The 14663-nt window shown below is 65.1% G+C and carries 12 protein-coding genes and 1 tRNA gene; 5 read left to right on the top strand and 8 right to left on the bottom strand.

Annotated elements, in window-relative coordinates; all coding sequences use genetic code 11:
• Positions 1-128 precede the first annotated feature (128 nt).
• From TEP_RS01055 to TEP_RS01045, 3 genes are all read right to left on the bottom strand, one after another.
• On the bottom strand, positions 129-1853 hold the full coding sequence (locus TEP_RS01055) for a peptidoglycan-binding protein (protein WP_132823762.1): 1725 nt from the start codon (positions 1851-1853) through the stop codon (positions 129-131).
• A gap of 114 nt (positions 1854-1967) precedes the next feature.
• Complete coding sequence (locus TEP_RS01050; RefSeq protein ID WP_223483019.1) at positions 1968-2543, bottom strand: hypothetical protein; 576 nt, start codon at positions 2541-2543, stop codon at positions 1968-1970.
• Between the two features lie 53 nt (positions 2544-2596).
• The gene (locus tag TEP_RS01045; protein WP_132823760.1) at positions 2597-3127 is read right to left on the bottom strand and encodes a hypothetical protein; all 531 of its coding nucleotides are present in this window, start codon (positions 3125-3127) and stop codon (positions 2597-2599) included.
• Between the two features lie 216 nt (positions 3128-3343).
• On the opposite strand from TEP_RS01045, the gene TEP_RS01040 reads away from it, so the two are divergent.
• Positions 3344-3970, top strand: a complete 627-nt coding sequence (locus tag TEP_RS01040) for a YiiX/YebB-like N1pC/P60 family cysteine hydrolase (RefSeq protein ID WP_132823758.1) — start codon at positions 3344-3346, stop codon at positions 3968-3970.
• Positions 3971-4024: 54 nt separating this feature from the next.
• Here TEP_RS01040 and TEP_RS19710 read toward each other — a convergent pair whose 3' ends face one another.
• Positions 4025-4186, bottom strand: a complete 162-nt coding sequence (locus TEP_RS19710) for a hypothetical protein (protein ID WP_164745118.1) — start codon at positions 4184-4186, stop codon at positions 4025-4027.
• A gap of 310 nt (positions 4187-4496) precedes the next feature.
• Here TEP_RS19710 and TEP_RS01035 point away from each other — a divergent pair, with 310 nt between their 5' ends.
• On the top strand, positions 4497-6161 hold the full coding sequence (locus TEP_RS01035) for an AMP-binding protein (RefSeq protein ID WP_206140160.1): 1665 nt from the start codon (positions 4497-4499) through the stop codon (positions 6159-6161).
• Between the two features lie 64 nt (positions 6162-6225).
• Here TEP_RS01035 and TEP_RS01030 read toward each other — a convergent pair whose 3' ends face one another.
• Both TEP_RS01030 and ubiA read right to left on the bottom strand, forming a co-directional pair.
• Positions 6226-7650 (bottom strand): TIGR00366 family protein, encoded by a 1425-nt coding sequence (locus TEP_RS01030; RefSeq protein WP_206140157.1) that lies wholly within the window; start codon positions 7648-7650, stop codon positions 6226-6228.
• A gap of 175 nt (positions 7651-7825) precedes the next feature.
• On the bottom strand, positions 7826-8719 hold the full coding sequence (gene ubiA / locus TEP_RS01025; RefSeq protein ID WP_025877458.1) for a 4-hydroxybenzoate octaprenyltransferase: 894 nt from the start codon (positions 8717-8719) through the stop codon (positions 7826-7828).
• Positions 8720-8868: 149 nt separating this feature from the next.
• On the opposite strand from ubiA, the gene TEP_RS01020 reads away from it, so the two are divergent.
• The 3 genes from TEP_RS01020 to TEP_RS01010 all read left to right on the top strand — a co-directional run bounded on the left by TEP_RS01020 (position 8869) and on the right by TEP_RS01010 (position 10204).
• Positions 8869-8945, top strand: a tRNA-Arg gene (locus tag TEP_RS01020).
• A 144-nt stretch (positions 8946-9089) separates the two neighbouring features.
• Complete coding sequence (locus tag TEP_RS01015) at positions 9090-9794, top strand: DUF433 domain-containing protein (protein ID WP_132823756.1); 705 nt, start codon at positions 9090-9092, stop codon at positions 9792-9794.
• On the top strand, positions 9791-10204 hold the full coding sequence (locus TEP_RS01010; protein ID WP_132823754.1) for a DUF5615 family PIN-like protein: 414 nt from the start codon (positions 9791-9793) through the stop codon (positions 10202-10204). Before TEP_RS01015 ends, TEP_RS01010 begins: the two co-directional genes overlap by 4 nt.
• A 62-nt stretch (positions 10205-10266) precedes the next feature.
• On the opposite strand, the gene TEP_RS01005 is transcribed toward TEP_RS01010, so the two are convergent.
• Positions 10267-11622 carry a Gfo/Idh/MocA family oxidoreductase gene (locus tag TEP_RS01005; RefSeq protein ID WP_132823752.1) on the bottom strand — a complete coding sequence of 452 codons (1356 nt, stop codon included), beginning with the start codon at positions 11620-11622 and terminating at the stop codon, positions 10267-10269.
• A 64-nt stretch (positions 11623-11686) separates the two neighbouring features.
• Positions 11687-14662 (bottom strand): TonB-dependent receptor, encoded by a 2976-nt coding sequence (locus TEP_RS01000; RefSeq protein WP_132823750.1) that lies wholly within the window; start codon positions 14660-14662, stop codon positions 11687-11689.
• Between the last annotated feature and the right edge of the window lies 1 nt (position 14663).

The following is a 14663-nucleotide window of genomic DNA, read 5'->3' as shown; positions in this document are numbered from 1 at the left end:
GCCCGGCAATGACGGTGGTACACATGCTTCGGAACGGCATCCGTGTAGTTCCTCACCCCGGAAAGGGACAAGCCGGCCGGGTCGCCCCGGCCGGCCTCCTTTACCACACACCTCTTGTCAGGCAGCGGTCAACGGCCCATGGCCACTCGCTGCTGTTCGTCCTGTACGTGCTGCTGCGAGGGCTCATGCTTGGCCAGCAGTGCAGCACTGGTCTCCTGCACGCTTGGCGCCGTCTGGGTCATGTCCACCGCAGTGCGGAAGCCGGGAACGGTGCCCATCACGAATGCCTTGCCATCCTGCACCGTCACCCCCTGCAGCTTCTCCGGCGAATCGATGCCGGCGGCCTTGGCCTGGGCAGTCACATGGGCGGCCATCTCGTTGCAGATCATGCCCGGCATGTGGCCGCGGATCGCGTTGTGCAGCGGCGTATCCGGATGCGCCTTGTCGCCCAGTTGCGGCCCTTTCGGCGCCGCCTCGGCATGGCTGCGGCCTTCGGCCAGCTTGCCCAGCGTGGCCGGACCGGCCACGCCGTCGGCGGAGAGCCCGTGCTGCTTCTGGTAGGCAGTCAGCGCATCGCGGGTATTGGCACCAAAATTGCCATCCTCGCTCAGCCGGTTGCCGTGGCTGTCGCGCACGCCCAAGCGGTTGAGCTCCTTCTGCATGGCAGTCACTTCCTCGCCCTTGGCGCCCTGGCGCAGTACACCGCCGTGGTCGCCATCGTGCGCATGGCCACCCTTGCCGGTTTCCTTCAGCTTGCCCTGGTCCCAGAACTCCTGCGGACTGACCAGCTTGCCGTGCGGATCCTTCAACTGGTAATGCACGTGCTGGGCATACTGCCCTGCACCACCGGGGCCACGCCCCCCCATGGTGCCGATCGGTTCGCCCGCCTTGATCGGCTGGCCCTCCTTCACCTGGGTCGACTGCAGGTGCAGGATCTCGTGCGAGTTGCCCTGCGCATCCCTGATCTTCACCGTGCCGTAGTCGCCACCGACAAAGGTCACCGTGCCGGAAATCGGCGCATTGACGGTCGGATGCTGCAGGTTGCGGCCGTGCTGGCCACCGACATAGTTGAAGTCGGTGCCGCCATGCGGCTTGTGCGCACGGTGTTCGCCGAACTCACCGGTAACGTGCGGCTTGACCCCGTTCTGCGGGGGCAGCATCACCTGCATGGTCTGCTCGAAGTTGCGGGTCTGGCCTTCAGCATGTGCCGCTGCCGGCTTGACCTGCGCCTGTGCAGCGGCGCCCACGGCGGCTGCGGTCTGGCCACCCTGGGACTGGCCGTGGGTCTGCGCCAGTCGCTGCTCCACGAACTGCTCGTACCTGTCCACGTATGGCATCACCTTCTTTTCGGAAAGGTTGAGGCCGCCGTAGTCGCGGGTCGGGCCATCGTGATGGTACTTGTAGATGTATTCCTCGCCCTGGCCGCGTTTGTGTGCCAGGTTGCGGTTGTCGATGTAGTGGTCAACCAGTGCATCGGACTGGGCGCCGACGTCGAAGCGGTTGCGGTTGTTGAGGTGGTAGTGGTTGCCGGTCTTGTCGATGAACTGGCCCAGGCCCGAGGCCGAGGTGGTGCCTGCGGCAGCATCGGGGTTGAATCCCGATTCCACGCGGGCGATGGCCAGTACGTGTGCGGTTTCGCGCGGGGTCAGTCCCTTCTCGCGCGCCGACTCGATGAGCGTGTCGATCACCCGTGACTGCACCTCAGGGGTCGCATCGCCCCAGCGGCGGGAGTTCCCGTGCAGGCGCCCGTCGCTCTGGTCGATCGGCTCGCGGTAGTGGCTCCACGATTTGATGCGGTCACTGCTGTAGGCCGCCCCGCGGGGCTGGACCATGTCCTGGTAGATGTCTGCCATGTCTGTGCTATCCATTCTATGAAAAAGGGAATTTCCTTAAGGGGTACTGCTCCTGGTACTTCCGGTGTTGCGGTACTGCGCTCGCAGCGCACATGCGACGTCCTGCCGCTGCGCTCAGTCTTCGATGTAGTTCACCTCCGGGTGCTTGATGCCGAGCGTGTCGATCAGCTTCTCGTACTCGTCGTTGTTGGGCTCCTGCTCATCGCCTTCCGTGCCACGCAGCGGCGGCGTGCTGTGGGTCAGCTGGCGGCCACTGGCGTCGTACAGGTAGTACCACTCGCAGAAGCTGCAGCCGAACGGCAGTTCACCGTACTGCACGACGAAATACGGCGTGCCGCTCCGGTCCTGCACGCAGGCCAGGCCGACGGCGGTGTAGCCGTCCATTTCCTTGGGCACGGCAATGGCCTGGCGTGTGCCGTCCTTTTCGATTTCCAGCGTGGTCAGCCGGGAAGCGTCCGTGTCTTGGGTGGGCAGGGCCGCCAGGTGCAGGCGGGTGCCTTGGCAATCGATATGCATGCCGGTCTCATCGCGCGTAGGGGAGGTGGGAAGGGATGCGGCCGCGGCGGCAGGTGCGGCCGGCGTCGTTGCCGGGTTCGAAGAAGCAGGGGTCGCCGCCGGCGCGGACGCCTCCGGGCCGCTGCAGGCAGCGAGCATCAGGGCCAGCACGGGGGCAACGGGAAACAGGCGCATGCGATGCTCCTTGGGGTGAACCACGCGACCACCGCAGGCGGCCGCGCGGAGGATCAGATCGATTCGTCCTCACGCTTGACCAGCTGCCAGCACGGCTTCTGGGCAAAGGTGTAGGTCTGCTGGTCGCTGGTATCGGGAGTGCGCATCTGCACCTGCACCTGTCCGTCAGGCAGGCGGGTGACCTGCATCTGGCGACCCTGCCGCTGCAGCGTGGCCGGATCCGGCATCACCGGCCATTCGACCTTGGCCAGTGGCACTTTCTCCTCCACCTTGCGCGGCTCCGGCTCGGCTTCGGCGTCGATGTGGCTGTCCAGCAGCGGATCGGCCGTGGACGTTTCCTGCAACGCGATCTCGTTGCCGAAGTGCTTGAGGAACTCGTCGAAGACCGGATGGGGGCAGTTGCCAGTGCCAGCGGCCTCTACCGCGGTCGTGGCGCCCGGTGCGACGGGCGTCGTGGCCGCAGCCGTGCTGGTCGGAGCGGGTGCGGCGGCATCAGCGGGGGCAGCCTGCGGGGCGGGCTTGCAGCCCGACAGCGCAAGCCCCAACGCAAGGGCAAGCAGGGCAACGGGGCGAAGCTGGTTCACGGGATCCTCCTGATTCCGGGCGGTCGCGCGCGGTTCCGGCGCGGTAGGGAGGCAAGGATAGCCATGCCTTTGTCAATTCAGTTTCAACACACGCTGTCAGGAATATCCCGACACTCAAAAATGAGATGGATATCACATTACTATTGAAGCCATCGTCGTCGCGGCTGCCGCTAGACTACCCCGCCCCCCCCGCTTTGACCCTTTGACCCTGGCCCGATGCGCGTATTCCTGCTTGTCTTCTCCCTGCTGGTACCTGCGCTGCGGCCCTGCTCGGTGGCCGCGTTGGAGGTCCAGGAAGGCGACCTGCTGTTCGTCACCGCCGGCCATGGCGGCCTGAGTGCGGCCATCGACGATGCGACCGGAAAACAAGGCGCGCCGAGTTTCGACCATGTCGCGCTGGTGGCTTCCGCACCGCAGGGCTGGGAGGTGCTGCACGCCGATGAGAAGGGCTCGCGCCGGCAGACGCTGGAACAGTTCCGCGAAGACGCGAAAGGCAAGCAGCGGCAGATCGTGGTCTATCGCCTGCGTGCGCCGCCGGACAATGCCATCGCCGATGCCGTGGCCACCGCGCGCACGATGCTGGGCAAGCCGTACAACACTGCCTACGTGTTGAACGAAGACAGTTACTACTGCTCGGATTTCATCGAGCGCGCGTTCCGTGCGCACCATGTGTTCGCACTGCAGCCGATGAACTTCCGCAACCCGCAGACCGGTGAGATCTCCCGGCACTGGGTTGATCTGTATCGCGGCATGGGCATGGACGTGCCGCAGGGCCTGCCCGGTACCAACCCCAACGACATGGCTGCAGCACCGGTGCTGAAGCGGATCGGCGTGCTGGAATAAGCGAAGCCCCGCGCGGGGCGGGGCTTCGTCGGTGACCGATGGCGGCTGCCAGGATCACTCTTCCTCGTCCTGCCCGCCCTGCTGCTGGTTCTGGTTGCGCTTCTGCTGTTCCTGCTGCTGTTGCTGCTGCTGGTCGCGGCCGCGCCCCTGCTGCTGATCCTGCTGGTTCTGCTGGCCCTGCTGCTTCTGGTTCGGGTTCTGGTTCTGCTGTGCCATGTCCGATCTCCAAATGCCACGCGCGGAATGCGGTGGACGGGGCCATCGTCGGCAGCGATCGGTTAACCATGCGTTGTGAGCGGGCTACACCCATGTGTACGTGCGTGAATGAACCGGCGCCAGCCCTTGCGGCACAAGCGACTGAAGGATTCATGCGGGTTTGGCATGTCGTCATGCTGCAGTCGGAAACGAACGCATTCAGCGTTCTTGTCCAATGCGGCGCGCGCAGCGGCGGCCTACGCCCATGGTCCCATTTGCAGCATGCAGGGCCGCCGCCTATCGTCGCAATGACATCACCCCGGAGATGCGCATGGCCCGCGACACTGCAGCACGCCCCAGCTACGAACAGGCACTGGCCGATTTCAGCATCGAGCGCGGACAGCGACAGTTGCACGGTGACCTGCAGACCGGCATCAACGCCTGCGTGGAGTGCTGCGACCGCCACTGCGGCCGCAATGCGCTGGCGCTGCGCTGGGTGGACGCCCACGGTGCCCTGCATCGGTACACCTTCGAGGACCTGCGCGATGCCTCCGCGCGTGTTGCCCAGGTGCTGGCCGCGCAGGGCATCGGCAGGGGCGATGTGGTGGCCGGCCTGCTGCCGCGTACGCCCGCCCTGCTGGCAACCATCCTCGGCACCTGGCGGGTGGGCGCGATCTACCAGCCGTTGTTCACTGCGTTCGGCCCCAAGGCCATCGAAACACGGTTGAAAACCGGGCGCACCGCATTGGTGGTGACCGACAGCGCAAACCGCAGCAAGCTGGACGAGGTCGATGGCTGCCCGCCGGTCGCCACCCTCCTGGCATCGGAGCAGACACTACGTGCCGGCGACATCGACTGGACGGCACGCACCGCCGATGCCACACCTGATTTCGCGCCGGTGATGCTGGGCGGCGATGCGCTGATGGCACTGCTGTCCACCTCCGGCACCACCGGCAGCCCCAAGGGCGTGCCGGTGCCGCTGCGTGCATTGCTGGCCTTTGCCAGTTACATGCAGTTGGCCGTGGACCTGCGCCCAGAGGACGTGTTCTGGAACATCGCCGATCCCGGCTGGGCCTATGGGCTGTATTACGCCGTGATCGGCCCGCTGCTGCTGGGCCAAGCCACCACCTTCAGCGAAGCCGGTTTCAGCGTGCAGGGGCTGAACGACATCGTCGCGCGGCTGGGTGTCACCAATCTTGCCGGTTCGCCCACAGCGTACCGGCAGATCATCGCCGCCGGGCCCGAGGCCAGTGCGGCCATCAACGGCAAGCTGCGGGTGGTGAGCAGCGCCGGCGAACCGCTGAACCCGGAGATCGCCCGTTGGTTCGCCGCCCATCTGGGCACCACGGTGCTCGACCACTACGGCCAGACCGAGACCGGCATGGTGGTCAACAACCACCACGCACTGGACCACGCCGTGCGGCCGGGATCCTCGGGCTTTGCGATGCCCGGCTATCGCGTGGCGGTACTGGATGATGCCGGCAACGAACTGCCGCCGCGCACGCCCGGCATCCTCGCCGTGGACCTGCAGCAGTCGCCGATCATGTGGTTCACCGGCTACTACGGTGCCGACACACCGGCGCTGGGCGATCGCTACTACCTCACCGGTGATTCGGTGGAATGCGAGGACGACGGCTCGATCAGTTTCATCGGCCGCTCGGACGACCTGATCACCTCGTCGGGCTATCGCATCGGTCCATTCGATGTGGAGAGCGTGCTGATGGAACACCCTGCGGTGGCGGAAACGGCGGTGATCGGCGTACCCGATCCAGAGCGCACCGAGATCGTCAAGGCGTTCGTGGTCCTGCGCGCTGGGTTCAGCGGCAGCGACACGCTGGCGCAGGAACTGCAGCAGCATGTGCGGCGACGGCTGTCCGCCCATGCGTACCCGCGCCAGGTGGCGTTCGTGGCGGAACTACCAAAGACGCCCAGCGGCAAGCTGCAGCGCTTCCTGCTGCGCAAGGCCGAGATCGAGAAGCAGGCGGCGGCTGGCTGAGGGTCTCCGGGGTCAGAGCCCTTCCTTCGAAAGGGATCTGACCCCGCATGACCCCGTGCTTGCGCTACGGCATCACCGGCGGCACGTAGGCCAGGGTCATGCCCAGCAGCCACAGCAACCCCAGCACCAGCGGGATGTGCACCAGCAGCTGGATGAACGTGAAGCCGACGATGTCGCGGGCCTTCAGGCCGAGCACGCCCAGCAGGGGCAGCATCCAGAACGGATTGATCAGGTTCGGCAGCGCTTCGGCCGCGTTGTAGACCTGCACCGCCCAGCCCAGGTGCGCCTTCAGCTCGTTCGCGGCCTGCATCACGTACGGCGCTTCGATGATCCACTTGCCGCCACCGGACGGTACGAAGAAGCCCAGCACCGCCGAGTACACGCCCATCACCAGCGCGAACGTATCGGTGCTGGCCACGTGCACGAACAGGCTCGACAGACGGTGCGCCAGCGTCTCACCGTCGCCACCGGCAGCGTGGGTGAGGATCATCGCGATGCCGCCGTACAGCGGGAACTGGATCAGCACACCGGTGGTGCTCGGTACCGCCTTGGCCACCGCGTTGAGGAAGCTGCGCGGGCGCCAGTGCAGCAGCAGGCCCAGCGAGATGAACATGAAGTTGTAGGTGTTGAGGTTGGCGATCGCGCTGACCAGCGGCTTGTTGGCGAATTCGTTGAACAGCCAGCCGAAGGCCAGCAGTGAAAGCAGCACGGTCAACAACGGGCTGTACTCAAGCCACTCGCCCGGGCGGGTGCGGCGCTGCAGCGGCTCCGGTTCGGCCTGCGCCGCGCCGGGGAAATCTTCGGCGGTACGCGCACTGCCGGCAGCCGGCGCGGTCAGCCAGGCGATCAGCAGCGAAACCACGATCAACACCGAGGTCAGCGCGATCGACTGCCACAGGAAGATGGTTTCGGTAAACGGCAACACGCCGGTGATCTCCACCAGCCCCGGCGGCATGCTGGCCGGGTTGGCCTGCAGCTGTGCCGCCGACGAACTCAGGCCCATCGCCCACACCGCGCCCAGGCCCAGGTAGGCCGAGGCACCGGCAGCCCGATAGTCCATGCGCAGCTCGGTGCGGCGGGCCAGCGCGCGCACCAGCAGGCCGCCGAACACCAGCGAGAAGCCCCAGCTGAGCAGCGAGGCCAGCATGCTGACCAGGCCGCCGTACACCACGGCGCCACGACCGGTGCGTGGCACCCGGGCCAGGTAGTCGATGAAGCGCGCGACCACCGGTGCAGTGGCTACCGCATAACCACCGATGACCACGAAGGCCATCTGCATGGTGAAGGGAATCAGGCTCCAGAAGCCGTCGCCGAAGGCGCTGGCGGTGGCCTGCGGGGTGGCGCCGAAGCCCATCGCCGCCAGCGCGACGATGACCACGCCGAGCACCGCGAATACATACGCATCGGGGAACCACCTTTCCGCCCAGGCGGCCGAGCGCAGCGCGGCGCGTGCCATCCAGCCGTCCTGTACTGCTGCCGTCGAGGCCATCACCTACCCTCCCAGGTTCGATCGCCTGATTCTGGGCGGTGGGGTGCGGGCTGTCAGCCACCTATTGGTCGTAGGTGGCCGCCCGTCGGGCATGGCCCGGCGCTGCCAGTTCGGCCGAGGATTCCGACCCGTGCACATGGCGCGGGGTAGCGCCGGGCCATGCCCGGCCGCCTTCTCAACGCAGCGCCAGATCCACGGCGATACCGGCAAACAGCGCGGCACCCACCCAGTTGTTGTGCAGGAAGGCCTTGAAGCACGGCCCACGCTCGCGGTTGCGGCAGATCCAGAACTCGTACACCACCAGCAGCGTCGCCACCGCTACGCCGGCCAGGTAGTACCCACCCAGCCCGCCACGCACGCCCACCAGCGCCATCGTGGCCAGGAACAGCGCGTACAGCACGCCCTGGATGACCAGGTCCAGATCGCCGAACAGGATCGCAGTGGAGTGCGAACCCATCTTCAGGTCGTCTTCGCGGTCGACCATGGCGTACCAGGTGTCGTAGGCGGTGGACCACAGGATGTTGCCGGCATACAGCAGCCAGCCAAGCATCGGCACCTCGCCCTGCACGGCGGCGAAGGCCATCGGGATGCCCCAGCCGAAGGACATGCCCAGGTAGACCTGCGGCAGATGGGTGTAGCGCTTCAGGTAGGGATAGCTGGCCGCCAGGAACACGCCGATGAAGCTCAGGGCGATGGTCAGGCCGTTCAGGGTCAGCACCAGGCCGAAGGCCACCAGCATCAGCACCGCGAACAGCACCAGCGCCGCACGGCCGCTGATCGCACCGGTCGCCAGCGGTCGCGCCTTGGTGCGCTCCACGTGCGGGTCGAGCCAGCGGTCGGCGTAGTCGTTGATGACGCAACCGGCCGAGCGGGTCAGCCAGACGCCAGCGGTGAACACGAACAGGGTCCACAGTGGCGGCAGGCCGCCAGCGGCCAGCCACAACGCCCACCAGGTGGGCCACAGCAGCAGCAGCGTGCCGATCGGGCGATCGGCGCGCATCAGGGACCAGTAATGCCGCCAACGCGGCGTCGGCGCCGGATGCGGCGCGGAAAGGGGGGTATCAGCCATGACACTAGGATACTCCTGTGCCTTCGGACCGACTTTGCCGGCGGGGGGAGATTTGTGCGGCGAAACTGGATAGAATGCCCATCCCGCACCGCCTCATTGCGTTGCGATGCCCGCCCCGGCCCTGGCCGACGGCGCGGCGGTTCCACCACGCGCTCGTAGCTCAGCCGGATAGAGTAGTGGCTTCCGAAGCCATTGGTCGGGGGTTCGAATCCCTCCGGGCGCGCCATCTTTAACTTCATGACGGGTTTGAACTGGCGGTAGATTGCCAGCGCCGCCGAACCGTGCTTTCTGTCTCATTGCCCGAGACACCTATGGCACAGGATGAAGATCCGCACTCGTTGTTTTTCCTACATTGGGTAGACTGACCCGTATGGGAATCGCCTTGCCAGCTTCGGACAGCCTTGGTCTCGGCCTCTATTCGTACGCCGATGCCGCGCGCTTCATTGGCGGCAAACCATCCGAGCTCAGGCGCTGGGTCAAGGGATACGAAAGCCGGCGTCACGGTAGTGTCCAGGAACATCCTCCCCTCTGGTCGTCGCAGTGGGCAGGAACGGACATTGATGGGATCGGCTTCCGCGACCTCATCGAACTCCGCTTCATACGTACGTTCGTTGCATGTGGCGTACCACTCAATCTGATTCGACGGACCATAGCGGAACTTCGCGAGCGACTGGGCAAGGACTATCCCTTCACCAGTACGAGTTTCAAGACCGATGGCCGGCGGATCTTCATGGAGCTTCTGGACGAAAGCGGGGATGCCGCCTTGGTTGACGTTGTGAAACGTCAGGACGTGATGCGTAAAGTCATCGCGCCATCGCTGCGCGATGGAATCGAATTAGGAATCGATGATCGCGCCGAACGATGGTTCCCCATAAAGGGCTCACGGGCAGTGGTGTTTGATCCAAAGCGAAGCTTCGGTCAACCCATTCTCTCCGAATCAGGTGTTCCTACAATTGCCATCGTCGAAGCCCTTCAAGCAGAAGGCGGCGACGAGCGACAGGTCGCCCGATTGTTTGACCTGCCTCTGGCTGCAGTGAGGAAAGCACTGCAGTTCGAGGGCAGGGCGATACCTTGAAGGCGCAGATCGACGAGAATCTGCCGCCCGCGCTTGCCCGGGCCATCGATGCCATTGCGCGTAGTTATGATCACGAGGTGGTTCACGTAAGGGAATTCGTGAAACCAGGCACCGCTGATCTGGAGTTGTTCGAGGCAGCCATCCGACGCGACATCCGCGTTCACGTCACACAGGATCATCATCAGCGCAAACCTGCTGAACGTGACGCCATCGCACGCCTCGGTTTGACGGTCTTTGTACTGGCCAAGGGCTGGATCACGCTCAGTCATTATGATCGCGCAGCCAGGCTGCTGGAGTGGTGGCCAAAAATGATGCAGCAAGCCGAGCTTGTCCAACCCGGAGCCATGTTCCGCGTGCCGCATGCGAGGGCATCCGGCGCACGGTTGGCGCAGATCAAAACTACGCGATAGGCGTATACAAAAACGCCGGACAATACCCGGCGTTTCCGTCACAGCGTGAAAGGGTGTAGACCTCAGTACTTTCCGTCAAATGCAAAAATCGGCTTGCGCTTCTGCCACAGGCCCGCAGTGAAATCCGGGAACTCCAGCGTCTGGAAACTGTTGGCGATCGACTGCTCGCTCAACGGGGTAATCGCGCTCCACGTCACTGCGTCGTAGATGTCGATCGGCATCGGCGCCTTGGCCTTCAGCGCTTCCACGAAGGCGTGGATGACGAACCAATCCATGCCGCCATGGCCGGCGCTGGCAGCGGTGTCGGCATTCTGCTTCCACAGCGGATGTTCGTACTGGTCCTGGTACTTCTTGAACTCTTCCCACTGGTGCGGCGGGCTGCGGCCTTCGAAGTGGATCGAATGGTTCACGTCCATCCACAGGCCCTTGGTGCCCTGCACGCGGAAGCCCATCGAATACGGTCGTGGCAGCGAGGTGTCGTGCTGCAGCAGGATGGTCTCGCCGTTCTCACAGGCCAGCGTGGTGGTGACGATGTCGCCGAGCTTGAACTTCACCCTGGTGCTCGGATGGGTGGTGCCGCCGCTCTTGGCTACGGTGTATTCGTGCAGGCCACGCGCCTTGGTGGCGAATGCGTTGATGTGGGTGAAACGGTTGCCGCGGTTGATGCCGGTATACATCGCGCACGGGCCGATGCCGTGACTGGGGTAGAGCTCACCATTGCGCTCCACCGAGTGTTCGGTGCGCCAGCGAGCTTCGCTCCAGCCCTTCGGGCCGAATTCCACGCCGCTGTCGTAGGGCTGGTTCGGGTCGCCGGAGTTGAACTTCACCCCGCGCAGGTCGTGCTGGTAGCCGGCCTGCAGGTGCACCAGTTCGCCGAACAGACCCTGCCGCACCATCTGCAGCGCCGCCATCACGTCACGGCGGTAACAGACGTTCTCCAGCAGCATGTACGGGGTACCGGTACTCAGCTGGGTCTTCAGTACATCCCAGTGATCCTGCAGGGTGATGCCGGCCACCACTTCGCAGCCCACGGCCACGCCGGCCTGCATCGCGGCAATCGCCATCGGTGCGTGGTACTCCCACGGCGTGGCGATGATCACGCCATCGATGCCCTTCTGCTCCAGCAGGCGTTTCCACGCGTTTATGTCGCGGTCCTGGCCGTAGGTCTTCGGCGCCGGCTTGCCCGCCTTGCTGACCATCTCCACGGCGCGGCCGAGCATGATCGGCTCGATATCGCACAGGGCAACGACCTCCACGTCGTCGCGGCGCACCAGTTCCTTCAGCAGCACCAGGCCACGCATGCCGGTACCGATCACGGCCAGGCGTACCTTGCGGCCACGTGCCCATGCCGGGGTCTGCGGCAGCAGGCTGCTGGCGGCGACAGCGGCGCTGGCCGCGATGAATTCCCTACGCTTCATGGCAAACACTCTCCTCTTGAAGGCGCGCCAGCCTGGGCCGGCGCGCCGGGTCGCGCAAACGGAATTACTTGAACCGGTAGCCGATGGTCACACTGTAACCACGACCGAAGATGGTGGCGTAGTCACTGGAGTCACCCAGGAAGCTGTTGGGATCGTAGAACGGCAGGCGGTTGAACAGGTTCTTGACGGTGAAGCTCAGGTTCCACGCGTCATCCGGGCGCCAGGTGACGCTCATGTTGGCGGTCCACCACGACGGTGCCCCATCGCACTTGCTCTTTTCCAAGGCCAGGTAACCGCCGGTGCAGGTTTCCTTGTTGTTGTCCTCTTCGTCGATCTGGTCGGTGGCCCACTTGGTGCCGCCCACGTAGTTGACGAACATGCTGGTGGTGACCTGCTCGTAGGTCCAGTCGGCATTGAGAGTCGCACGCAGGCGCGGGTTGTTGTAATAGCCCACCACGTCGCCGTAATACCAGCCGTTCTGTTCATCCATGTAGAAGCGGTTGCGGTTGGCGATGGTGGCGGCCAGGCCGATGTTCAGCCCGCCCCACTCACCCAGCGAGAAGCGGCTGCGCGCATCGATGTCGAAGCCATCGATCAGGGTCTTGCCGCGGTTCTTGTACTGGCCCACCACGCTGGCCACATTGCCGGCCGAGTAGCCCGGCAGCGTTCCCGGGCAGCTCACAGCGCTTGCCGGGTCGGCGCACATCGCCGCCAGCTGCGCAAGGTTGGCGCGGTCGCTGTCGGTGATCGGCGAGCGCGACGAGGAGATGATGTCTTCGGCGCGGCGGTAGTCCGGGGCGACGATTTCGTTGTCGCGGTAGATGAACCAGTAGTCGGCCGACACCGACAGCCAGCTGGCCGGCTCGTAGACGAAGCCCAGCGTGGCGATCTTCGCCTTCTCCGGCTTCAGGTTCTGGTTCGGCTGCGTCATGCGAGCCACGGTGCGGCTGCAGTCCACGTTGAGCAGGCTCTTGCCCAGGTCGACATCACCGCCGCGCTGCGATTTCAGCAGCAGGTTGGCGATGGCGTTGGTCTCGGCGCAGCGCAGTTCATCACGGTAGCCGCCCAGCTGCGCGTACACGCCGCCGTTGCCGGACTCGGCCAGGCTGGGGGCGCGGAAGCCGGTGGAATAGGTACCGCGCAGCATCAGCTGGTCGAATGCCTGGTACTTGAAGCCGATCTTCGGCGCGACATTGGCGCTGAAGTTCGGGTACTTGTCCACGCGCACGGCCGCGTCCAGCTCCAGCTTCTCGGTGATCGGCGCCACCGTTTCAGCAAACAGCGCATAGGTGTTGCGCGCGCCATCGAACCACGAGCCACCCTGCTGGGTGATCAGGCCGGCGGCCGCGTCGGCGTTGCCGGGGGTGTAGAAGGTTTCGCGGCTGGCATTGAAACCGAACGCGGCGCGCATGTCACCGGCCGGCAGCTGGAACAGCGGGCCTTCGATCTTGCCGTCCAGGGTATGCAGGCGCGTCCACGACTGGATGTCGAAGGTCGGGAAGGCGCCGCGGATCAGTGCGGCGTTGGCCTCGCTGATCTCACCGAACTTGTACGCCGGATGATCGGAGATGATCACACGGCCCGTGCCCGGGTCGATGCTGTAAGGACCGAAGGCCTTCTCGAAGCCCTTCACGTTGACGTTGATCGTCTGGTAGGTGGTCGAGTGCGTGCCGGCGGTGGCGAACGCGGTTTCCCAGTTCCAGTCACCGACGTTGCCGCGCGCGCCGGTCAGCACGCGGTAGCTCTTGTCGGTGTTGCGCTGGCCGAAGTAGTTGGCGCCGGCATCCTGCAGCAGGTACTGCAGGCCGACCACGCCACCCATCATGGCCTTCAGCTCGGGGCTGGCGTGGTTGTACTCGTTGTTCGGGCCCAGGAACGGATACAGGAACTGGTTGACGTTGTTGCCGGTATCGCGCGAGAACCAGCTGGTCGGGTTGCCGGTGGTGGTGCCGTAGCTGCGCGGGGTACCGCCGTTGGCACGCAGGTCGATATCGGTATAGGTGGCCTCGGCGAAGATCTCGGTGCTGTCGCCCACCACGAAGGTGCCGTTGAGGTAGGCGGTGTTGCGCTCGGATTTGGCGCCCGCGTCGATCTCGTTGTTCATCCAGGTTTCCCAGACGCAACGCGGGCCGGCCGCTTCACTGGTCAGCACGTTCTTGCAGCCCGGCGCGGCTTCCTGCACGCGGCGGCCGGTCACCGGATCGAACGCGAAATAGCTGCCCGGGTTGAACTCACCCGGCTTGCTGCCTACGCCCAGGCGCAGGTTGTTCAGGTAGTTGGGGTTGTTGACGTAGTACTGGTCCGGGCGCTTGTCATAGAAGTCGGCCAGCGGAATCGCGTCGCGGCGGTACATGTTCACCGCGCCGTAGATGTTGAAGCGGTTCTCGGTGAGGTCACCGAAGCCGGCGGTGATGCTGGCCTGGCGCTCGCCGTAGGAATCGATGCGCGAGGAGGTGTCGTTGGTGAAGCTGATCTCCGCGCCCTGGAAGTTGCGCTTGGTGATCACGTTGATCACGCCGGCCACCGCGTCGGTGCCGTACACGGCCGAGGCGCCGTCGGTCAGCACTTCCATGCGTTCGATGGCGGCGGCGGGAATCGCATCGATGTTGACGAACTGGGTCTGGAAGCCCGCCGGCGCACCGTAGTACGACAGACGACGGCCATTCAACAGCACCAGCGTGCCCTGTGCGCCGAGGCCGCGCAGGTTGGCCTGCGAAGCGCCGTCGGAGCCGGTGAACAGCGAGCGCGAATCCTGCTGCGCTGGCCGGGCGGCCGGCAGGTTGTCGAGCACCTGCAGCAGCGTGCGCGCACCCATGTTCTGGATGTCCTGCTTGCTGATCACCTGCACCGGCGAGGCGGTTTCAACGTCGGTGCGGCGGATGTTGGAGCCGGTGACCTCGATGCGGGCCAGGTCGGTGGCCTTGTCCTTGCTCTCCTGGGCGAAGGCAGGAACGGCGACCGACAACAGCACGCCGGCGATGGCCAGCGACAACGGTGCGATCGAACGACAGGGGGGGCGGTGGTGGCGGGCGGGCAACATC

The organism is Stenotrophomonas sp. TEPEL, from assembly GCF_004348785.1.
In the GTDB taxonomy this organism is placed as follows: Bacteria; Pseudomonadota; Gammaproteobacteria; order Xanthomonadales; family Xanthomonadaceae; genus Stenotrophomonas; species Stenotrophomonas indicatrix.
The sequence above is the reverse complement of the archived record's forward strand: the minus strand, read 5'-3'. Positions and strand labels throughout refer to the sequence as shown.

Coding starts and splice junctions, on each gene's coding strand:
- TEP_RS01055 (WP_132823762.1), bottom strand. CDS start 1,853: ATGGCAGACATCTACCAGGACATGGTCCAGCCCCGCGGGGCGGCCTAC.
- TEP_RS01050 (WP_223483019.1), bottom strand. CDS start 2,543: ATGCGCCTGTTTCCCGTTGCCCCCGTGCTGGCCCTGATGCTCGCTGCC.
- TEP_RS01035 (WP_206140160.1), top strand. CDS start 4,497: ATGGCCCGCGACACTGCAGCACGCCCCAGCTACGAACAGGCACTGGCC.
- TEP_RS01015 (WP_132823756.1), top strand. CDS start 9,090: ATGGGAATCGCCTTGCCAGCTTCGGACAGCCTTGGTCTCGGCCTCTAT.
- TEP_RS01000 (WP_132823750.1), bottom strand. CDS start 14,662: ATGTTGCCCGCCCGCCACCACCGCCCCCCCTGTCGTTCGATCGCACCG.
- TEP_RS01030 (WP_206140157.1), bottom strand. CDS start 7,650: ATGGCCTCGACGGCAGCAGTACAGGACGGCTGGATGGCACGCGCCGCG.
- TEP_RS01040 (WP_132823758.1), top strand. CDS start 3,344: ATGCGCGTATTCCTGCTTGTCTTCTCCCTGCTGGTACCTGCGCTGCGG.
- TEP_RS01005 (WP_132823752.1), bottom strand. CDS start 11,622: ATGAAGCGTAGGGAATTCATCGCGGCCAGCGCCGCTGTCGCCGCCAGC.
- ubiA (WP_025877458.1), bottom strand. CDS start 8,719: ATGGCTGATACCCCCCTTTCCGCGCCGCATCCGGCGCCGACGCCGCGT.
- TEP_RS19710 (WP_164745118.1), bottom strand. CDS start 4,186: ATGGCACAGCAGAACCAGAACCCGAACCAGAAGCAGCAGGGCCAGCAG.